This is a genomic window from Thermus sp. NEB1569 (assembly GCF_022385295.1).
GTDB lineage: Bacteria > Deinococcota > Deinococci > Deinococcales > Thermaceae > Thermus > Thermus scotoductus.
This window is the reverse complement of record NZ_CP092445.1, coordinates 1,288,094-1,307,109: the sequence shown is the minus strand read 5'-3', so window position 1 is coordinate 1,307,109 and position 19,016 is coordinate 1,288,094. Positions and strand designations below refer to the sequence as shown.

Genomic DNA, 19,016 nt, shown 5'->3' with positions numbered 1-19,016 from the left:
GGAGCGGTATGTACATCGTCATCGCCGGGGGCGGGGAGGTGGGCGGGGAGCTGGCCCGCACCCTGGAAAAAGCCCATGAGGTGGTGGTTCTGGACCGCAACCCCCAGGCCAAGGAGCGCTTCGCCCATCTGGACGTGAAGGTGGTGGTGGGCGGGGCCACCGACCCCGATGCCCTTAGGGAGGCCGGGGTGGACCGGGCGGACCTCTTCATCGCCAGCACGGATTCCGATGAGGTGAACCTGCTGGCCTCCCTTCTGGCCAAGGGCCTTGGGGCCAAGGAAACCCTGTGCTTCGTGGGCAAGGGAGGGTACGTGGAGGTGCTCACCGATCCCCGCACCGCCGAGATCCTGGGTACCCGCATCGACAAGGTCCTCTGGCCGCAAAGGGCCATGGCCAGGGAGATCGTGGAGGTGATCCTGGTTCCCGGAGCCGTGGACACCGAGGTGCTGGCGGAGGGACGGCTCCGCTTCGTGGAGTACCGGGTGAAGGAAGGAGGGCCCTACGCTCACCGGCTTCTATCCGAGCTTCCCTGGCCGGAGGGGGTCCTGGTGGTGGGGTTGGTGCGGGATGGAGCCTTTTGGAGTTTCGCCCACCCGGAGTATCCCGAGGTCATCCTGGAGCCCGGGGACAAGATCCTTTTCGTTACCACCCTAAGGGCTTTCCCTGAGCTGGAGGCCTATTTCGCCACGGGGCGGGGCGTGCGCAGGGTGATGGTCATCGGTGGGGGGAACGTGGGTTTCATGGTGGCCCAGGAGCTTTTAAGGCGGCGCCTCGAGGTGGTGATCATCGAGCCCAGCCGCGAGCGGTGCGAATGGCTTTCCCAGGAGCTTCCCGGTGCCCTCATCATCCAAGGGGATGGTACCGACCTGGAGCTTCTGGAGGCGGAGGGATTGCAGGAAGCCGATGCGGTGGTGGCGGTGACCGACAACGACGAGAAGAACCTCCTGGCCTCCCTCCTGGCCAAGCAGCTTGGGGTGGGTAAGGTGATCACCCGGGTGTCCCGCTCGGAAACCCGAAGGCTCTTTGAGCAGGTGGGCATAGACCTGCCCCTCACGCCCCGCCAGGCGGCGGTGCGGGCGGTCTTGGACTACCTGGGACCCGAGAACGTGGAGCATGTGTCCACCATGGACGAGAACATCGAGCTTTTGGAAGTGGAGCTTCCGGGGTCCTTCCGGCCCAAACCCTTAAGGGCCCTGGCGGCACCCCAGGTGGCTCCCATAGCCCTGGAACGGGATCACCGGGTGATGCTTTACCGGGAGGACCTCGAGGTCCTCCCCGGGGATCGGCTCTTCTTGGTGGTAGCCCGGGAGGTGGCGGATGAAGCCGTGGCCCGCATCGTCGGCTAGGCAGGGGTTTCGCTCTAGCCTCTACCTCCTGGGCCTTACCTACCAGGGCTTTGGCCTTCTCATGCTGGCCTTTGCCCTCCTGGCCCTGGGCTGGGGGGAGGACGCCCGGGGGTTTCTTTTGGGGACGGTGCTGGGGGTGGGGTTGGGCAAGGCCCTGCAGGGGGTGGGGCATGCGGAGGCCCAGCCGCACCGGGCCGAGGTCTTCGCCGCAGTGGCCCTGCTTTGGCTTTTGGTGCCCGCCTTGGGGGCGATACCCTACTGGATCTCGGGGGGGCTGGACTACCTGGACGCTCTTTTTGAGGCGGTTTCCGGCTTTACCACCACCGGGGCCACGGTGCTTTCGGATTTCGGACAGTTTGGCAAGAGCCTTTTTCTCTGGAGAAGCTTCACCCAGTGGGTGGGGGGTATCGGCATCGTGGTGCTCTTCCTGGTGGTCTTTCCCCAGCTTCAGGTGGCGGGCCGCCAGGCCTTTTTCGCCGAGAGCACGGGGGTGGAGAAGGAGAGGCTTACGCCCAGGCTACGGCACACCGCCCAGGCGGTCTTGCGGGTGTACCTGACCCTGACCACCTTGGCCTTCCTGGCTTACTGGTGGGCGGGCGTACCCGTCTTTGAGGCTTTGGCCAACGCCCTCACCACCACCCCGGCGGGAGGGTTCAGCCCCAACCCGCAAAGCTTTGCCGCCTACCCCCTCCTGGCCCAGTGGCTGGGTAGCCTCTTCATGTTCCTGGCGGGGGTGAACTTCCTTCTCCAGTACCGGCTGTGCTTCGGACGGGAGGTCAAACCCCTCTTCAGGGATGCGGAGTTCCGGGCCTATGCCCTGCTGGTGCTCCTTGCGGGTTTACTGCTTTCCCTTTACCTCTACACCCACCAGATGTACAGCCTCGAGGCCAGCCTCCGCCATGCCTTCTTCCAGGTGATCTCCATCGTGACCACCACGGGTTTTGCCAGCGTGGACTTCGCTCAGTGGGTGGTGCCGGCCCAGGCCATCCTGGTGCTCCTCATGTTCGTGGGGGGAAGCGCGGGCTCGGGGGCGGGGGGCATCAAGGTGGTGCGCTGGCTTTTGCTTTTCGGGCTTCTCAGGCGGGAGATCACCCGCACCCTCCACCCCAGGGCGGTCCTTCCCCTGCGCCTGGGACACCGGGTGGTTTCCGAGGAGGCCTTGCGGCAGGTTTCCGTTTTCATCTTCCTTTACACCCTTCTCTTTGGCTTCGGTACCCTGACCCTGGCCCTTTTGGAGGGGAACTTTGTGGAGGCCTTTACCGCCAGCGCCCAGGCCATCGGCAACATCGGGCCGGGGCTGGGGACGGTGGGCCCCATGGGTTCCTATGCGGAACTCCATCCTGTTTCCAAGGTGGTCCTCATCTTCCAGATGTGGGCGGGGCGGATAGAGATCCTTCCCGTGGTCCTCCTCTTCAGCCCGGAGCTCTGGCGGCGGCTTCGGTGAGGGTATATAATCCACCCCATGAGGGTACTGGGGCGCCTTACCGCCATGCCTGAGCTTCCCGAGGCCCTTAGGGGCTTGAGGAAGCTGGCCTATAACCTGTGGTGGAGCTGGAATCCGGAGGCGGCAGAGCTTTTCCAGGAGATCGATTCCTCGCTTTGGAAGCGTTTCCGCGGCAATCCGGTCAAGTTGCTTTTGGAGGTGGACCCCGCCCGCCTCGAGGCCCTGGCGGGAAGCACCTATCCCGCCCGGGTCCAGGCGGTGGTGGCGGCCTTGGAGGCCTACCTCAAGGAACGGGAGGTAAAGCAAGGGCCTCTCACCGCGTATTTCTCTGCGGAATACGGCTTCCACAGTTCCTTACCCATCTATGCGGGGGGGCTTGGGGTGCTGGCCGGGGATCACATCAAGGCGGCCAGCGACCTGGGCTTGAACCTGGTGGGGGTGGGGATCTTCTACCACGAGGGTTATTTCCACCAGCGCCTTTCCCCGGAGGGAGCCCAGGTGGAGGTGTACGAAACCCTGCATCCGGAAGAGCTACCCCTTCTGCCCGTGCAGGACCGGGAGGGTCATCCCTTAAGGGTGGGGGTAGAGTTTCCCGGGCGTACGGTGTGGCTTGGGGCCTTCCAGGTACAGGTGGGTGCCGTACCCGTGTACCTCCTCACCACCGATCTACCGGAAAATGCCCCGGAGGATCGGGCCATCACCGCCAGGCTTTACGCTCCCGGTCTCGAGATGCGCATCCAGCAGGAGATGGTCTTGGGGATCGGGGGAATCAGGCTGCTACGGGCCTTGGGGCTTAACCCCCAGGTCTTCCACATGAACGAGGGGCACTCGGCCTTCCTGGGCCTGGAGAGGGTGCGGGAGCTGGTGGCCGAGGGGTACACCTTCCCGGTGGCTTTGGAACTGGCCCGGGCCGGGGCCCTGTTCACCACCCACACCCCGGTGCCTGCGGGGCACGATGCCTTTCCTTTGGAGCTTGTGGAACGGTATCTCTTGGGTTTCTGGGAAAAGCTGGGCGTGGACAAGGAGGGCTTTTTCGCCCTGGGCCTCGAGGAGAAGCCCTGGGGCAAGGTCTTTTCCATGTCCAACCTGGCCCTTAGGACCAGCGCCCAAGCGGGTGGGGTTTCCCGCCTCCACGGGGAGGTTTCCCGGGAGATGTTCCACCACCTCTGGCCGGAGCTTTTGCGGGAGGAGGTGCCCATCGGCCACATCACCAACGGGGTCCACACCTGGACCTTCCTCCACCCCAGGCTCCGCCGCCATTATGCGGAGGTGTTTGGTCCTGGCTGGCTGCGGCATCCTGAGGACCCCGCCACCTGGAGGGTGGAGGGGTTGGGGGAGGAGTTTTGGCGCATCCACCGGGACCTCAGGGCCGAGCTGGTGCGGGAGGTGCGCTCCCGCCTCTACGAGCAACGCCGCCGGAACGGGGAAAGCCCAAGCCGCCTCCGCCAGGCGGAGCGCATCCTGGACCCGGAGGCCCTCACCATCGGCTTCGCCCGCCGCTTCGCCACCTACAAGCGGGCCGTGTTGCTGTTCAAGGATCCCGAGCGCCTCCTCCGCATCCTCCAGGGGCCTTATCCCGTGCAGTTTGTCTTTGCGGGCAAGGCCCATCCCAAGGACGAGCCCGGCAAGGCTTACCTCCAGGAGCTGGTGGCCAGGATCAAGGAGTACGGCCTCGAGGACCGCATGGTGGTCCTGGAGGACTACGACATGTACCTGGCCCGGGTTTTGGTCCATGGCAGCGATGTCTGGCTCAACACGCCCCGGAGGCCCATGGAGGCCTCGGGCACCAGCGGGATGAAGGCGGCGTTGAACGGGGTCTTGAACTTAAGCGTCCTGGACGGCTGGTGGGCTGAGGCCTACAACGGAAAGAACGGTTTTGCCATCGGCGACGAACGGGTCTACGAGAACGAGGAAGCCCAGGACATGGCCGACGCCCAGGCCCTGTACGACGTGCTGGAGGGGGAGGTGTTCCCCCTTTTCTACGCCAAGGGGCCCGAGGGCTACTCCTCGGGGTGGCTTTCCATGGTCCACGAAAGCCTCCGCACCGTGGGGCCGAGGTTCAGCGCCGCCCGCATGGTGCGGGAGTACCTGGCCCTTTACCAAAGGGGGCAGGAGTGGGCGGGGAAGGCCAGAGGGGAAGAGGAGGTGCTGCGCGCCTTCCACCAGGCCCTGCCTGCCTTTTACGGCCTGGCCCTCCGGGTGGAGGTTCCAGGGGACCTGACCTTGAATGGGGACCCCTTGCGAGCGCGGGCTTACCTGGAGGGGGAGGTGCCGGAGGCCCTAAGGCCATTCCTCGAGGTCCAGCTGGTGGTGCGCCGCGCAGGCGGGGGGCTGGAAGTGGTGCCCATGGAGGAGGCCTCGGGATGGTTCGAGGTGGCCTACCGCCCTTCCCGGCCGGGAAGCTACGCCTACGGGGTGCGCATGGCCCTCAGGCATCCCGTGACGGGCCGGGTGGAGTGGGTGCGGTGGGCCTAGGGTATAATCGGCCCGTGCATCAGGGAGGGTGAGCATGAAAAGGATTCTTTTGCTGCTTGGGGTACTAGGGTTGGCCGTGGCCTTCGCCCAGGTGCGGACCTTGGACCAGATCAAGCGCTCGAGCGAGATCCGCATCGGCACGGAAGGGGCTTTCCCCCCTTTCAATTACTTTGACGAGAAGAACCAGCTGGTGGGGTTTGAGATCGACCTGGGCAACGCCATAGCCCAAAAACTGGGGCTGAAGCCCCTATGGATCACCCAGGCCTTTGATAGCCTTCTCATCCAGCTGAACCAGGGCCGGTTTGACTTCGTGATCGCCTCCCACGGCATCACTGAGGAACGGGCCAAGGCCGTGGACTTCACCAACCCCCATTACTGCACGGGCGGCATCATCGTGAGCAAGAAGGGAGGCCCCAAGACGGCCAAGGAGCTTCAGGGCAAGGTGGTGGGGGTGCAGATCGGCACCACCTACATGGAAGCTGCTCAGAAGATTCCCGGCATCAAGCAGGTCCGCACCTACCAGAAAGACCCCGATGCCCTTCAGGACCTCCTCTCGGGCCGCCTGGACGCCTGGATCACCGACCGGTTCGTGGCCAAGGAGGCCATCAAGGAGCGGAAGCTGGAGAATACCCTCCAGCTTGGAGAGCTGGTCTTCCAGGAAAGGGTGGCCATGGCCGTGGCCAAGGGCAACAAGAGCGTGCTCCAGGCTCTTAACCAGGCCCTGGCCGACCTGATGAAGGACGGTACCTACGCCCAGATCAGCAAGAAGTGGTTCGGCGAGGACGTGCGCTGTAAGTAAGCCAGTCCCGGGCCCGGGGTGAAGGGGTTGCCCTGGGCCCTTTTCCTGCCGTGAAGATGCCATCTTGGTTGCGGGTCTTCTTGCTCCTGGCCCTCCTCCTTGGGGGGTATTTCGGCTTGTTCGCCCTTTTGGGCGTGGTGCTGGAGCGCTACTTCCTTCTTACCGGCTTTGGACCTGACCGGGCGGCTTCCGCGGGCCAGGCCATGGCCTTGGGTGCGGAGATCACCTTAAAGCTCACCTTGATCTCCAGCCTGGCGGGGCTGGTCATCGGGGTGTTCGCCGGGATGTTCCGCCTATCCCGGCGTTTGTGGGTGCGGCTTCCCGCCAGCTTTTACATCTGGGTTACCCGGGGCACGCCCCTTTTGGTGCAGATCCTCTTTGCCTACAATGCCTTGCCCCTCCTGCTTCAGCCCCTCTGGCCCGAGGCCCAGCAGGTTCTCACCCCCTACTGGGCGGCCTTCATCGCCCTTTCCTTCAACGTGGGGGCGTATAACGCCGAGGTGGTCCGGGCGGGCATCCAGGCCATTCCCAAAGGGCAGTGGGAGGCGGCCTGGTCCCTCGGGCTTTCCCCGGTGGACACCATGCGCTTTGTGATCCTGCCCCAGGCCTTGCGCATCGTGGTACCTCCCTTGGTCAACAACGTGGTGGCCCTTCTCAAGGATTCCTCCCTGGCCAGCGTCATCGCCCTTACCGAGCTGGCCCTCTCCGGGCAGCGCATCATCTCGGCTACCTTCCGACCCGTGGAGGTCTACCTGGCGGTGGCGGCCATTTACCTCCTCCTGACCACCGTGCTCACCTTCTTCACAAACCTTTTGGAGCGGAGGCTCCAGGTGGCGGGGAGGTAGGGCTTGTGGAGGGGAAGGGGCTAGGGGTATACTGCCTGCGGCATAAAGGAGGTGTAAGGTTATGCGGCTAAGGAATACGTTATTGGCAGGGATCGCCTTCCTAGGTCTGGGCCTGGCTCAGGAATTTATCACCATTGGCTCGGGTTCCACCACGGGGGTCTACTTTCCCGTGGCCACGGGCATGGCCAAGCTGGTGAACGATGCGGGTGTGGGCATTCGGGCCAACGCCCGTTCCACCGGCGGGAGCATCGCCAACATCAACGCCATCGCCGCCGGGGAGTTTGAGATGGCCTTGGCCCAAAACGACATCGCCTACTACGCCTTCCAGGGGTGCTGCATTACCGCCTTTGACGGCAAGCCGGTGAAGGGTATCCGGGCTCTGGCGGCCTTGTACCCGGAGGTGGTCCACATCGTGGCCCGGGCCGACGCCGGCATCCGCACCGTGGCGGACCTCAAGGGCAAACGGGTGGTGGTGGGCGATGTGGGCTCGGGTACCGAGCAAAATGCCCGGCAGATCCTCGAGGCCTACGGCCTCCGGTTTGAGGACCTGGGCCAGGCCATCCGGGTGAGCGCCACCCAGGGCATCCAGCTCATGCAGGATAAGCGGGCGGATGCCCTCTTCTACACCGTGGGCCTGGGGGCCAGCGCCATCCAGCAGCTGGCTCTCACCACCCCTATCACCCTGGTGGCGGTGGACCTCGCCAAGATCCAGGCCATCGCCAAGAAGTACCCCTTCTACGTGGGCTTCAACATCCCCGGGGGTACCTACAAGGGAGCGGAGGTCACCACGCCCACGGTGGCGGTGCAGGCCATGCTGATCGCCTCGGAAAAGCTGTCCGCTGACACCGTGTACAAGTTCATGAAAGCGGTTTTCGGCAACCAGGAGGCCTTCAAGAAGATCCACCCCAATCTGGAGCGCTTCTTCAGCCTCCAGAAGGCGGCGAAGGGTCTGCCCATTCCCCTCCACCCTGGTGCGGAGCGGTTCTATAAGGAGGTAGGAGTCCTCAAGTAAGCTCCTGGCTGAGCCCAGGGGGCCCCGCCTGGGGCCCCCTTTGCCTGGAGGAAGTATGGAGAAGGACGCCTCGCTTTTGGTGGAGGAAACCGAGCTAGGGGGGCGAAGGCTCAAGGGGGCGGGCCGGTATGTGCTCTTCGGCCTGGGGGTGGCCTGGAGCCTCTTTCAGCTTTGGGCCACCGAGCTGGGCACGCTGGACCCCCTGCGGCTTAGGGCGGTGCACCTGGCCTTTGCCCTGGCCTTGGCTTTTCTGGCCTATCCGGGAAGACGGGGACCCAGGGATCGGATTCCCTTCCTGGACTGGATCCTGGCCCTTCTGGGGGTAGGCGGGGCCCTTTACGTGGTCTTGGATTACTACGGCATCACCCAGCTCCGGGGGGGCATCCCCAGCCAGCGGGATGTCTTCATGGGGACCCTGACCCTTGGGGTTCTCTTCCTGGCTGCCTGGCGGGTGGTGGGGCCTGCGCTGCCCATCATCGCCTCGGTGTTCGTCCTCTACGCCCTTACCGGGCCCAAGGGGCTTCTACCCTTTACCCTTCCCTCCTGGCTCCAGCTCCATGCGGGCAGCCAGTGGGGGCAGCTCATGGGACAGCTCTACACCACCGCCGAGGGCATCTGGGGGGTGCCCTTGGGGGTTTCCGCCACCTTTGTCTTCCTCTTCGTACTCTTTGGGGCGCTTCTGGAGAAAGCGGGGGCCGGGCACTTTTTCATCCAGTTGGCCTATTCCCTCCTGGGCCACTTCCGTGGAGGGCCGGCCAAGGCGGCGGTGGTGGCCAGTGCCCTCACCGGGGTGGTTTCGGGGAGCTCGGTTTCCAATGTGGTCACCACCGGTACCTTCACCATTCCCCTGATGAAGCGGGTGGGGTATCCGCCGGAGAAGGCGGGGGCGGTGGAGGTGGCCAGCTCCTCCAATGGCCAGCTGATGCCTCCCGTCATGGGGGCTGCGGCCTTCATCATGGCGGAGTTCCTGGGCATCCCCTATAGCCAGCTCATCCTGATCGCGGTCATCCCCGCCATTCTGGCCTACGCCACCCTTTTCATCACCGTGCACCTCGAGGCCCTGCAGCTGGGCCTCAAGGGGGTACCCAGGTCGGAGCTACCCCCCGTGGGTCCTATTCTGCGCTCGGGCCTTCACTACCTTCTGCCCCTTGTCTACCTGATCTACGCCCTGGTGGCCCTGCGCCTGACCCCCGAGCGGGCAGCCTTGAACACCATCTTCCTCATGCTGGTCCTCATCCTGGTCCAGGAGGTGTGGCGGGCCTATCGGGCGGGAACCGGGCTCGGCTTCGGCCTTCTTAGGGGGGGAAGGCTCATTCTGGAGGGCCTCGAGGCGGGCGCCCGGGGCATGGTGGGCATCGCCTTGGCCACGGCCAGCGCCGGGGTCATCGTGGGCATCGTCACCATGACCGGGATCGGCTTTGGCCTCACCGACATCGTGGAACGCTTATCGGGGGGGAATCTGATCCTGGTCCTCATCCTGGCCCAGCTCACCAGCCTCCTTCTCGGCATGGGTCTTCCCACCACCGCCAACTACATCGTCATGGCCTCCTTGGTGGTACCGGTGGTGCTTCAGCTGGCGGAGAAAGCGGGCTATGCGGTGCCGCCCGTGGCCGCCCACATGTTCGTCTTCTACTTCGGCATCATGGCGGACTCCACGCCCCCGGTGGCCTTGGCCGCCTACGCGGCCAGCGCCATCGCCAGGTCCGATTTCTGGAAGACGGCGGTTCAGGGCTTCGTGTACGAGCTTCGCACCGCTCTCCTCGCCTACATGTTCTTCTTCAACCCCGAGCTCCTCTTGTTGGGGGTGGAAAGCGTGGCGGAGGGGGTGTGGATCGTTCTTTCCGCCCTCTTGGGCATGACGGCCTTCAGCGCCAGCCTGGTGGGCTTCCTGCACAAGCGCACCACCCTCTTGGAGAGGGCCCTGCTCATGGCGGCGGCCCTCACCTTGGTGATACCGGGCCTTCTTACGGATGCCATCGGTCTGGTCCTCTTCCTCCTGGTTTACGCCATGCAACGGGTGCGAAAATGAAGGCGGTGGACCCCATCATCCGTATCCACAACCTGCACAAGTGGTTCGGTACCCTGCACGTGCTCAAGGGGATCCATTTGGAGGTGGCCCCTGGGGAGAAGCTGGTGATCATCGGTCCCTCGGGCTCGGGGAAGAGCACCCTGATCCGCTGCATCAACCGCCTGGAGGACTTCCAGGAGGGGGAGGTGGTGGTGGACGGCCACAACGTGAAGGAGGAGCGGGCCCTCAAGGAGGTGCGGCGGGAGGTGGGGATGGTCTTCCAGCAGTTCAACCTCTTCCCCCACATGAAGGTGCTGGAGAACATCACCCTGGCCCCCATGCGGGTGAGGGGCTGGTCCCGGGAGCGGGCGGAGCGGAAGGCCTTGGAGCTTTTGGAGCGGGTGGGGATCCTGGACCAGGCGAGGAAGTACCCGGGGCAGTTATCCGGGGGCCAGCAGCAACGGGTGGCCATTGCCCGGGCCTTGGCCATGGAGCCCAAAGTGATGCTGTTTGACGAGCCCACCAGTGCGCTGGACCCGGAGATGGTGGGGGAGGTGTTGGACGTGATGCGGGACCTGGCCCGAGGGGGTATGACCATGCTGGTGGTGACCCACGAGATGGGGTTTGCCCGGGAGGTGGCGGACCGGGTGATCTTCATGGACGGGGGTCAGATTGTGGAGGAGGGGAGGCCGGAGGAGATCTTCACCTCCCCCAGGGAGGAGAGGACCAAGGCCTTTTTGCAACGGGTGCTCCATCATTAGGCCATGCCCACGCCTACGTCTGGCCAGGGTCCCTGGGAGTCTTTGGCAGCCCTTTTAGACCCCAAGGCCCCCTTAACCTCGCGCCTTAGGGGGCTCAGGCTCTACGCGGGTTTCCTTCTTCTGCTTCAAGGGGGTGCGCTCCTTCTCTTGGCTTGGCTGCTACCCCGGGCGGCCCACCCTTTCCTTTGGGCTTTAGCTTTGGCAGGGGGTGTATGGCTTTTTGCCCAGGCGGAGGCCGCCTCGAGGACCGAAGAATCCCTGGCTCCCTTGCTGGCGGTGGGCTTGGGGGCGGCCCTCTTCTTCTTCCTGGGGGTGATGGGATTGCTTCTTTGGCCTTGGGGTTTCCTTCTCCTCCTTTTGGGCGCCTTGGGGTTTGCGCATAGTTGGCGCCGCTCCGAGCGGATTTTGCTGGGTCGGAACAAGGCCTAAGGCCTGAATCGCAAGGCCCAGGCTAGGTCCTTAAGCCGTACCCGGGCCAGAGCCTGGACCTCTTTGAGCCGTTCCCGGGCCCGTTTCTTGCCCAACTCGTAGACCAGGGGTAGCTTTTCGTGGTCAAAGGTGTCTATGGCCATGGGGGGATTAAGGGCGATGACCAGGTCAGCCTCCTGTAGGGCCAGGTCCTTCAGGCGCCTGCGGCTCGCCTCCCCGGCTAAAAGCGCTGCCTCCAGGGCCGTTTTTGGCCCTTCCTTGGGTGGAGGGTTGGATACATCCACGGCCACCACCTTGGGGAAAAGCTCCTTGGCCGCCCGCACCGGCACCTTTTCCGCCACGTCCCCATCCACCAAAAGCCTTCCCTCCCAGGGCACGGGAGGGAAGAGGCCAGGAATGGCCATGCTGGCGAGAACCGCCTTCCACACCGGGCCCTGGCGGAGGACTACCCGTTCCCCCGTGAGGAGGTCTGCCGCCTGGATGGCTAAGGGGATGGAGCTGGCCTCGAGGCGGGCCTCTCCGAAGAGGCGCTGTAACCCCAGGGCGATCCTTTCCGCTTCAAAAAGATGGGGGCGCCGGAAGGCGGTGAAGAGCCTGGCCAGGGTGCGGAGGTTTCCTCCCTTGCGGCCGGCGATCTCCCGGTCAAAGATGGCCTCGTGCACCTTCCAGGGGTCCTTATGGCCAAAGGCGTAAGCGGCAGCCGCCAAGGCGCCCGCGGAGCTTCCGGAAAGGCCCCGGATGGGGATTTTGGCTTCCTCCAGAACCGCCAGCACCCCCAGGTGGGCGTACCCGCGAACGCCGCCCCCTCCTAAGGCCAAGGCTACCCCTCGCATAATCCTTATCCTATACGTAAAAAGGCATCGTATGAAGGCATGGTATAACGAGGGCATGCGCCCCCACTTGAGTAGGGTTCCCGGTGTGCTAGGGGAGATTGCCCGCAGGCGGGCGGAAGAGGTGGTTCCCTATCCCCTTCCCCCTGCGCCTAAGACGGTGCCTTCCTTCCGGGAGGCCCTGCTTCAGCCAGGGCTTTCCGTGATCGCCGAGGTGAAGAAGTCGAGCCCCTCGGAAGGGAGAATAAGGGCGCTGGATCCCGTGGCGGCCGCCCGCGCCTACCGGCGGGGCGGGGCCCGGGCCATCAGCGTCCTCACCGAACCCCATTACTTTGGGGGCAGCCTCGAGGACCTTCTTAGGGTCCGCCAGGCGGTGGACCTACCCCTGCTGCGCAAGGACTTCGTGGTGGATCCCTTCATGCTCCAGGAGGCCAGGGCCTACGGGGCCAGTGCGGTTCTCCTCATCGTGGCCCTTTTGGGGGAATTCACCGGGGTCTACCTGGAGGAGGCGAGGCGCCTTGGCCTGGATGCCCTGGTGGAGGTGCACACGGAAAGGGAGCTGGAGCTGGCCCTCGAGGCGGAGGCGGATATCATAGGCATCAACAACCGCGACCTTCAGACCCTGCGCATTGACCTGGCCACGGCCCCCCGCCTGGGCCGCCTGGCTCGGGAGAAGGGGTTTGAGGGGGTGCTGGTGGCGGAGTCGGGGTACTCCAACCGGGAGGAGCTGAGGCCCTTGGAGGGACTTTTCGACGCCGTGCTCATCGGCACCAGCCTTATGAAAAGCCCCGATCTGGAGGAAGCCCTGAGGGCGCTGGTAGGATAGCCCCATGTTGCTGATTCCCGCCGTGGACCTGAAGGGGGGCAAGGCGGTCCGGCTTTACGAGGGGGACCCGGGGCGGGAAACCCCGTACGGGGATCCGGTGGCGGCCGCCTTGCGCTGGCAGGAAGAGGGGGCCAGGCTCCTGCACCTGGTGGACCTGGACCGGGCCCTGGGCCGGGGGGATAACCTCGAGGCCCTCCGCCAACTAGCCCAAGCCCTCCGCATTCCCTTCCAGGTGGGGGGCGGGGTGCGTTCCCTGGAGGTTCTCCAGGAGATCCTCCTGCTGGGTGCTTCCCGGGTGGTGGTGGGCACGGTGGCGGTGAAGCATCCTGCCCTCTTGGAAGCCATGTTGGCGGAGGTGGGGCCTGAAAGGCTGGCGGTGGCCTTGGATGCCCGGGGCCTCGAGGTGGTGGTCTCAGGTTGGCAGGAGGCCGCTTCCCTTTCCGCCCTGGACCTTCTTGGGCGTTGGGAAGCCATGGGAGTGCGCACGGTGATCTACACCGATGTGCGGCGGGATGGGACCCTGAAGGGCTTGGACCTGGAGGTGGTGGCCCGGGTACGGGAGGCCTGGCCCCAAGAGCTCATTGCAGGCGGGGGGATCGCTGGCCCGGAGGACCTTCTGGGTTTAAAGCGCCTGGGGGTGGAGGGTGCCCTTTTGGGCAAGGCCCTATACGAGGGGCGCGTGCGCCTTTCCGACTACAAAGAGGGGGTATTCTAAGGCCATGAAGCTGGCCCACTGGGTGTTTCTCCTCGTCACCCTGGGGGTGGCGGGAGCGGGGCTTTACCTGTACCTGGCTTTCCCCTTCCTGGAGGTGCCCACACCCTTGGGTTCCTGGCCCCTTTACTACCTTCTTCCGGGGGCCTATGCCCTGGGGTTTTTGGTGGGGGGAGTGTATGCCCTGGTTCTTTGGCTTTGGGGTGTGGGGGAAAGGCGCGCCCTTCTCAGGGAGGTGCGGCGGCTTCAGGGCGAGGTCAACGCCTTAAAACGGGAGCGCATTGAGGAGATTCCCAGAATCCCTGATCGGGAAGAGGTGTAGCGATTCCCCCTCTGGGGGATAGGGGAGGGAGGCTTAAGGGGTTATATGAAAGACAGGGTGCGCTGGCGTCTTCTTCCCTTGCCGCCCTTAAAGGAGTGGCGGGAGGTGATGGAGGCCTTTGGGGTGGGGCCGGAGGCTGCCTTAGCCTACTGGCACCGGGGGGTGCGCCGCCCAGAGGACCTGAAGCCTTCCCTGGGCCTTCTTCCCCTCAGTGGCCTGAAGGAGGCGGTGGAGCTTCTCCTTTGGGCGCTAGAGGGGAAGAAGCGCATCCGCATCCACGGGGACTACGATGCGGATGGCCTCACCGGAACCGCCATCCTGGTGCGGGGCCTCAGGGCCTTGGGGGCGGAGGTGCATCCCTTTATCCCCCATCGCCTCGAGGAAGGGTATGGAGTCCACCCCAAGCGCATCCCCGAGCACCTGGAAGCCGCCGATCTGTTCCTGACGGTGGACTGCGGCATCGCCAACCATGCCGAGCTTCGGGAGCTGGTGGAAAACGGGGTGGAGGTTCTGGTGACCGACCACCACACGCCCCGCGATACCCCGCCGCCGGGTGTCATTCTCCATCCCGCCTACACCCCGGACCTTAAGGAGCACCCCACGGGGGCCGGGGTGGCCTTCCTGCTCCTCTGGGCCCTCCATGAGCGGCTGGGCCTGCCCCCGCCCCTGGAGTACGCCGACCTGGCGGCGGTGGGCACCATCGCCGATGTGGCTCCCCTTTGGGGCTGGAACCGGGCCTTGGTGCGGCTAGGGCTGGAGCGCCTTCGGGACTCCGCTACCCTGGGCTTAAGGCTTTTGGCCGAGAGCGTGGGTTACTCCGGAAAGGCCAGCGAGGTGGCCTTTCGCATCGCCCCTCGCATCAATGCCGCAAGCCGTCTTGGGGAGGCGGAGAAAGCCCTTAGGCTTCTCCTCACGGAGGACGAGGAGGAGGCCAGGGGTTTGGTGGAGGAGCTGAACCGGCTGAACGCCCGCCGCCAGGCCATAGAGGAGGAGATGCTTAAAAGGCTTCTTCCCCAGGCGGATCCCGAGGCCAAGGCCATCGTTCTGCACGATCCCGAGGGGCATCCGGGGGTGATGGGCATCGTGGCGAGCCGGATCCTCGAGGCCACCCTGCGCCCGGTCTTCATCGTGGCCCAGGGGAAGGGCACGGTGCGAAGCCTCCTCCCCATCAGCGCCGTGGAGGCCTTAAGGAGTGCCGAGGACCTTCTTCTCCGCTATGGAGGCCACCGGGAGGCTGCGGGCTTTGCCGTGGATGAGGCCTATTTCCCCCGGTTTAAGGAGCGGGTGGAGGCCTTTGCCGCCTCCTTCCCCGACCCCGTGCGGGAAGTGCCCCTTGTAGGGCTTTTACCCCCTTTGACGTCACTTCCGGAGCTTCACCAAGCCTTGCTGGCCTTAGAGCCCTTTGGGGAAGGGAATCCCGAGCCCCTTTTCCTTCTCCAAGGCTCCCCGGAGGAGGCCCGGTCCATGGGGGAGGGGAAGCACCTCGCCTTCCGCCTGCAGGGGGTTAGGGTGGTGGCCTGGCGCATGGGGGAGCGGGCGGCCGCTATGCCCTCGGAGTTGGAAGCCGCCGTCTTACTGGTGGAAAACCGCTGGAACGGTACCGTGTCCTATGAGGCCCAGGCCCTGGACTTCCGCGAGCCCGGGGAGCTTGAGGGAGGGGTGGAGCCCTTTGCCTATCCCATTCCTTTGCCCGAGGCCTTGGCCCGAGCCAGGATGGGGGAGGGGGTATACGTTCCCGAGGATAACCCCGAGGGCCTGGAGTATGTGAAGAGGGCGGGGTTTCGCCTAGTAAGCGCTGAGGAAGCTACGCTTTGGCTAGGGATACCCCCCATCCCCGTGGGGGTTCCCCGCGGTCCGGTGTATGTGGCCCTGGGGGCGGGTGCCCGGGCCAAGCTCCTGGCTCCACTCATGCTCCCCATGGACGAGGAGCGGCTTAGGGCCCTGGTGGCCCAGAGACTCCTTTTTGCTTACCAGAGGGGGCATGCCCCCCTTTTCAGCGAGGCCTTGTTGGCCTACTGGGCGGCTTTGCCCGATAGGGCAGATGCATTGCCGAATAGGGGGTGAAGGATGTACAAGCAGCCCCGAGAGGTACATGAGGCCAGGATCTACACCCAGGCTTACCGGGTCTACGGGCTCATCTACCTGGTGCCTGGCGCGGGCACCGCGGACCTCCTCAACGCCGACAGGGCCTACCTTCCCGTGACCGGCGCCTTGGTCTACGCCCCGGGGTTCCGCCACCCCCCTGAGGCGGGGGAGCTCAAGGCCAGCACCGGATTCCTGGCCTTGAGGAAGGAGCGGATCCAGTGGGTGGTGGGTGGGAAGCCCAGCGAGCCCCGTACCAGCCCCGCCCTCCTGGAGAAGAGGCGCCTGGCCCTCCTCTTTGGGGACTACCTCCTGGCCGGAGAGCTTCTCCTGCCCCGGGGAGTCAGGCTTTCTGACTTCCTTTCCCAGGCCAAGCCCTTCCAAACCCTCCTGGAGGCGGGCCTTTACCCCCTCCTCCCCGACCGTCCCATCGTGGAGCTGGAGCCCTTGGAGCGTTTCCCCTTCGTGACCGTGCACCTGCGCCTGGCCGAGGCGGTGGCCGAGGCTCCGGGGGAGGCCCAAGACCCCCGGCTTACCCTATTTGGCTGAGGGCCTCCCGGATGCGCTCCAGCTGGGCTAGGTTCTCCCTAAGCCGTTCCTCCTCGGCCTCCACCACCTCCTTGGGAGCCTTCTCCCGGAAGCCGGGGGCGGAAAGCTTTTTCTGGCTCCTTTCCGCCAGGGCCAGGAGTTCTTGCAGGCGCTTCTCCTGCCGGCGCCTCCACTCGTCCACGTCGAGAAGGCCCTCCAAGGGCATGCGCACCGTCACCTTGGGCATGGCCTTCACCAGGGCCCTGTTGGGCCGCTCGGGTAACAGCTCGGCCCGGGCCAGAAAGCGGAAGACCTCCTGGTTTTCCACCACCGGCGTGGCTTCCCCTTCCAGGTAGACCCGCACCTCCTGGGCCAAGGGAAGCCCGGCCTCGGCCTTCAGGGCCCGCACCGCCGTTACCGCCTGCTTGAGGGCTTCAAACCGGGCTTCGGCTTCCTCGTCCGTGGCCTTGGGTTGGGGCCAGGCCTCGAGGGCGAGCTCCTCCTTGCCGGTGAGGGCCTGGTAGAGCTCGCTGGTGAGGAAGGGCATGATGGGGTGGAGGAGCTTCAGGAGGGTGGCGAGGGTTTCCTCGAGGGTGCGTAGGGTAAAGGCATTCCCTGCCCTGAGGGCTGGCTTGCTGGCCTCCAGGTACCAGTCGCAGAACTCGCTCCAGACCAGCTCATATACCTCCCGGGCCGCCTGGGCCAGGTCCAGGGCCTCGTAAAGGGCAGTGATCTCCTTCACCCCTCGGCTCAGGCGGCTTTGCATGAAGCGGTCGGCCAGGGTGGGCTCTTCCGCCTTGGCCTGGAAGGCCTCCCGGCTCAGGAGCACAAAGCGAGCGGCATTATAGAGCTTGTTGGCGAAGTTCCGGGCCATTTCCAGCCAGCGGAGGTCCAGCCTGATGTCCTGGCCTCCGGTGGCCAGATAGGTGAGGGCAAAGCGGAGGGCGTCCGCTCCATAGCGCTCCACCATTTCCAGGGGATCTATGACGTTCCCCTTGGATTTGGACATCTTTTGTCCCTTCTCGTCCAGGACGAGGCCGTGGAGGAGTACGGTCTTAAAGGGCCTTTCCCCCCGGAAGTGGTAACCGGAGACCTCCATGCGGCTCACCCATAGGAAGAGGATGTCGTAGCCCGTGACCAGGACGTCCCCGGGGTAGAAGGCCTTGAGGTCCTCCGTTTCCTCGGGCCAACCCAGGGTGGAAAGGGGCCAAAGGGCCGAGGAGAACCAGGTGTCAAAGACGTCCTCATCCCGCTTGAGGTTTGGGCTTCCGCAGGCCTCGCAGGTGCTGGGATCTTCCAGGTAGCGCTCGGGGTGGGGCACGTTCACCGCCTGACAGTCCTGGCAGTACCAGGCAGGGATCTGGTGCCCCCACCAAAGCTGGCGGGAGATGTTCCAGTCCCGGACATTCTTCAGCCAGTCCAGGTTTACCTTCTTCCAGCGCTCGGGTACGAAGGCGATCTCATCCCGTTCCAGGCCCCTGATCACCTTTTCCGCCAGGGGCTTCATGGAAAGCCACCACTGGGGAAAGATGGCGTACTCCAAGGGGGTGCCGCAGCGGGAGCAGGTGGCCATCTGGATGGTGTAGTCCTCCTCCTTGAGAAGGTGCCCCGCTTCCCGGAAAAGCTCCACGGCCTTTTTCCTGGCCTCAAACCGGTCCAGGCCCCTTAGGGCTTCCGGCACCCGTTCCCCTTCCATGCGGCCTTCCAGGTTGATGACGGAGATGGCCTCGAGTCCGTGGCGTTCCCCGATCTCGTAGTCCAAGGGGTCGTGCGCTGGGGTCACTTTGAGGGCCCCGGTGCCGAACTCCCGCTCCACGGCACTGTCCGCCAGGATGGGGATCCAGATGTCCGTGAGGGGGATGCGGGCCTTTTTGCCGATAAGGTGCCGGTAGCGCTCGTCCTCGGGGTGGACGGCGATGGCCTGGTCAGCGAAGACGGTTTCCGGCCTCACGGTGGCGATGGCGATGCGTTCGCCGCCTTCCACCTCGTAGGCCAGGGTGTAGAGCTTGCCCGGGGTGGGCTCCGTTTCCACCTCCAGGTCCGAAAGCGTGGTTTCGCACCGGGGGCACCAGTTGACCAGGCGGGGGGCTCGGTAGGCCAGGCCCTCGTGATAGTAGCGGCTGAAGGCGTAGCGCACCGCCTTGGAGCGGGCTTCGTCCATGGTGAAGGCTTCCCGGCTCCAGTCAGCGCTGGCCCCAAGGCGTTTGAGTTGCTTTAGGATGGTACCCCCCGATTCCTCCTTCCACTCCCAAACCCGCTTCAGGAAGGCTTCCCGTCCCAGGTCGTGCCGGGTCTTGCCCTCTTTCAGGAGAAGCCTTTCCACCACCACCTGGGTGGCGATGCCCGCATGGTCGGTTCCGGGAAGCCACACGGCTTCATACCCTTGCATGCGCTTATAGCGGATGAGGGCATCCTGTAGGGAGTTGTCCAGGGCATGGCCCATGTGGAGGCTTCCCGTCACGTTGGGGGGTGGCATGAAGATGACGAAGGGGGTCTTGCCGCTTTTGGGGTTGGCCACGAAGGGGTTGTTCGCCCACTTCTCCGCCCACTTGGGCTCCACGGTCTTGGGGTCGTAGGCCTTGGGTAGGTCCATGCTG

Annotated in this window: 16 protein-coding genes; 14 read left to right on the top strand and 2 right to left on the bottom strand. The window is 64.9% G+C overall.

Features of this window, described 5'->3' with window-relative positions; all coding sequences use genetic code 11:
* The first annotated feature begins 8 nt into the window (after positions 1-8).
* The 9 genes from trkA (at position 9) to MI302_RS07450 (ending at position 11,119) form a co-directional block, all read left to right on the top strand.
* Positions 9-1,346, top strand: coding sequence for a Trk system potassium transporter TrkA (gene trkA / locus MI302_RS07490; protein WP_239725355.1), 1,338 nt, complete (start codon positions 9-11; stop codon positions 1,344-1,346).
* Positions 1,318-2,790 carry a TrkH family potassium uptake protein gene (locus MI302_RS07485; RefSeq protein ID WP_239725354.1) on the top strand — a complete coding sequence of 491 codons (1,473 nt, stop codon included), beginning with the start codon at positions 1,318-1,320 and terminating at the stop codon, positions 2,788-2,790. The genes trkA and MI302_RS07485 overlap by 29 nt, the downstream gene beginning before the upstream one ends.
* A gap of 18 nt (positions 2,791-2,808) precedes the next feature.
* Positions 2,809-5,265: an alpha-glucan family phosphorylase gene (gene glgP, locus MI302_RS07480; RefSeq protein WP_239725353.1), complete on the top strand. Its 2,457-nt coding sequence runs from the start codon at positions 2,809-2,811 to the stop codon at positions 5,263-5,265.
* Positions 5,266-5,299: 34 nt separating this feature from the next.
* Complete coding sequence (locus MI302_RS07475; RefSeq protein WP_239725352.1) at positions 5,300-6,064, top strand: ABC transporter substrate-binding protein; 765 nt, start codon at positions 5,300-5,302, stop codon at positions 6,062-6,064.
* Between the two features lie 56 nt (positions 6,065-6,120).
* Complete coding sequence (locus MI302_RS07470) at positions 6,121-6,909, top strand: amino acid ABC transporter permease (RefSeq protein ID WP_239725351.1); 789 nt, start codon at positions 6,121-6,123, stop codon at positions 6,907-6,909.
* Between the two features lie 61 nt (positions 6,910-6,970).
* Positions 6,971-7,921, top strand: coding sequence for a TAXI family TRAP transporter solute-binding subunit (locus tag MI302_RS07465; protein ID WP_239725350.1), 951 nt, complete (start codon positions 6,971-6,973; stop codon positions 7,919-7,921).
* Between the two features lie 55 nt (positions 7,922-7,976).
* A complete protein-coding gene (locus MI302_RS07460) occupies positions 7,977-9,950 on the top strand; it encodes a TRAP transporter permease (protein WP_239725349.1) in 1,974 nt (657 codons plus the stop codon).
* Positions 9,947-10,690 (top strand): amino acid ABC transporter ATP-binding protein, encoded by a 744-nt coding sequence (locus MI302_RS07455; protein WP_019551440.1) that lies wholly within the window; start codon positions 9,947-9,949, stop codon positions 10,688-10,690. The genes MI302_RS07460 and MI302_RS07455 overlap by 4 nt, the downstream gene beginning before the upstream one ends.
* Positions 10,691-10,693: 3 nt before the next feature.
* Positions 10,694-11,119: a hypothetical protein gene (locus MI302_RS07450; protein ID WP_026329105.1), complete on the top strand. Its 426-nt coding sequence runs from the start codon at positions 10,694-10,696 to the stop codon at positions 11,117-11,119.
* On the opposite strand, the gene MI302_RS07445 is transcribed toward MI302_RS07450, so the two are convergent.
* On the bottom strand, positions 11,116-11,952 hold the full coding sequence (locus MI302_RS07445; protein WP_239725348.1) for a patatin-like phospholipase family protein: 837 nt from the start codon (positions 11,950-11,952) through the stop codon (positions 11,116-11,118). The genes MI302_RS07450 and MI302_RS07445 overlap by 4 nt on opposite strands.
* Positions 11,953-12,007: 55 nt before the next feature.
* On the opposite strand from MI302_RS07445, the gene trpC reads away from it, so the two are divergent.
* From trpC to MI302_RS07420, 5 genes are read left to right on the top strand one after another with little or no spacing between them, the layout of a single operon-like run.
* On the top strand, positions 12,008-12,775 hold the full coding sequence (trpC, locus tag MI302_RS07440; protein WP_239726510.1) for an indole-3-glycerol phosphate synthase TrpC: 768 nt from the start codon (positions 12,008-12,010) through the stop codon (positions 12,773-12,775).
* A 4-nt stretch (positions 12,776-12,779) separates the two neighbouring features.
* Entirely contained in the window at positions 12,780-13,490 is a 711-nt protein-coding gene (gene hisA / locus MI302_RS07435) for a 1-(5-phosphoribosyl)-5-[(5-phosphoribosylamino)methylideneamino]imidazole-4-carboxamide isomerase (protein WP_239725347.1), read from the top strand.
* Between the two features lie 4 nt (positions 13,491-13,494).
* Positions 13,495-13,809 carry a LapA family protein gene (locus MI302_RS07430; RefSeq protein WP_038069621.1) on the top strand — a complete coding sequence of 105 codons (315 nt, stop codon included), beginning with the start codon at positions 13,495-13,497 and terminating at the stop codon, positions 13,807-13,809.
* A 45-nt stretch (positions 13,810-13,854) separates the two neighbouring features.
* The gene (locus MI302_RS07425) at positions 13,855-15,873 is read left to right on the top strand and encodes a DHH family phosphoesterase (protein WP_239725346.1); all 2,019 of its coding nucleotides are present in this window, start codon (positions 13,855-13,857) and stop codon (positions 15,871-15,873) included.
* Positions 15,874-15,876: 3 nt separating this feature from the next.
* The gene (locus MI302_RS07420; RefSeq protein ID WP_239725345.1) at positions 15,877-16,440 is read left to right on the top strand and encodes a hypothetical protein; all 564 of its coding nucleotides are present in this window, start codon (positions 15,877-15,879) and stop codon (positions 16,438-16,440) included.
* On the opposite strand, the gene MI302_RS07415 is transcribed toward MI302_RS07420, so the two are convergent.
* On the bottom strand, positions 16,424-19,012 hold the full coding sequence (locus MI302_RS07415) for a valine--tRNA ligase (RefSeq protein ID WP_239725344.1): 2,589 nt from the start codon (positions 19,010-19,012) through the stop codon (positions 16,424-16,426). The two genes, MI302_RS07420 and MI302_RS07415, sit on opposite strands and share 17 nt — an antisense overlap.
* Between the last annotated feature and the right edge of the window lie 4 nt (positions 19,013-19,016).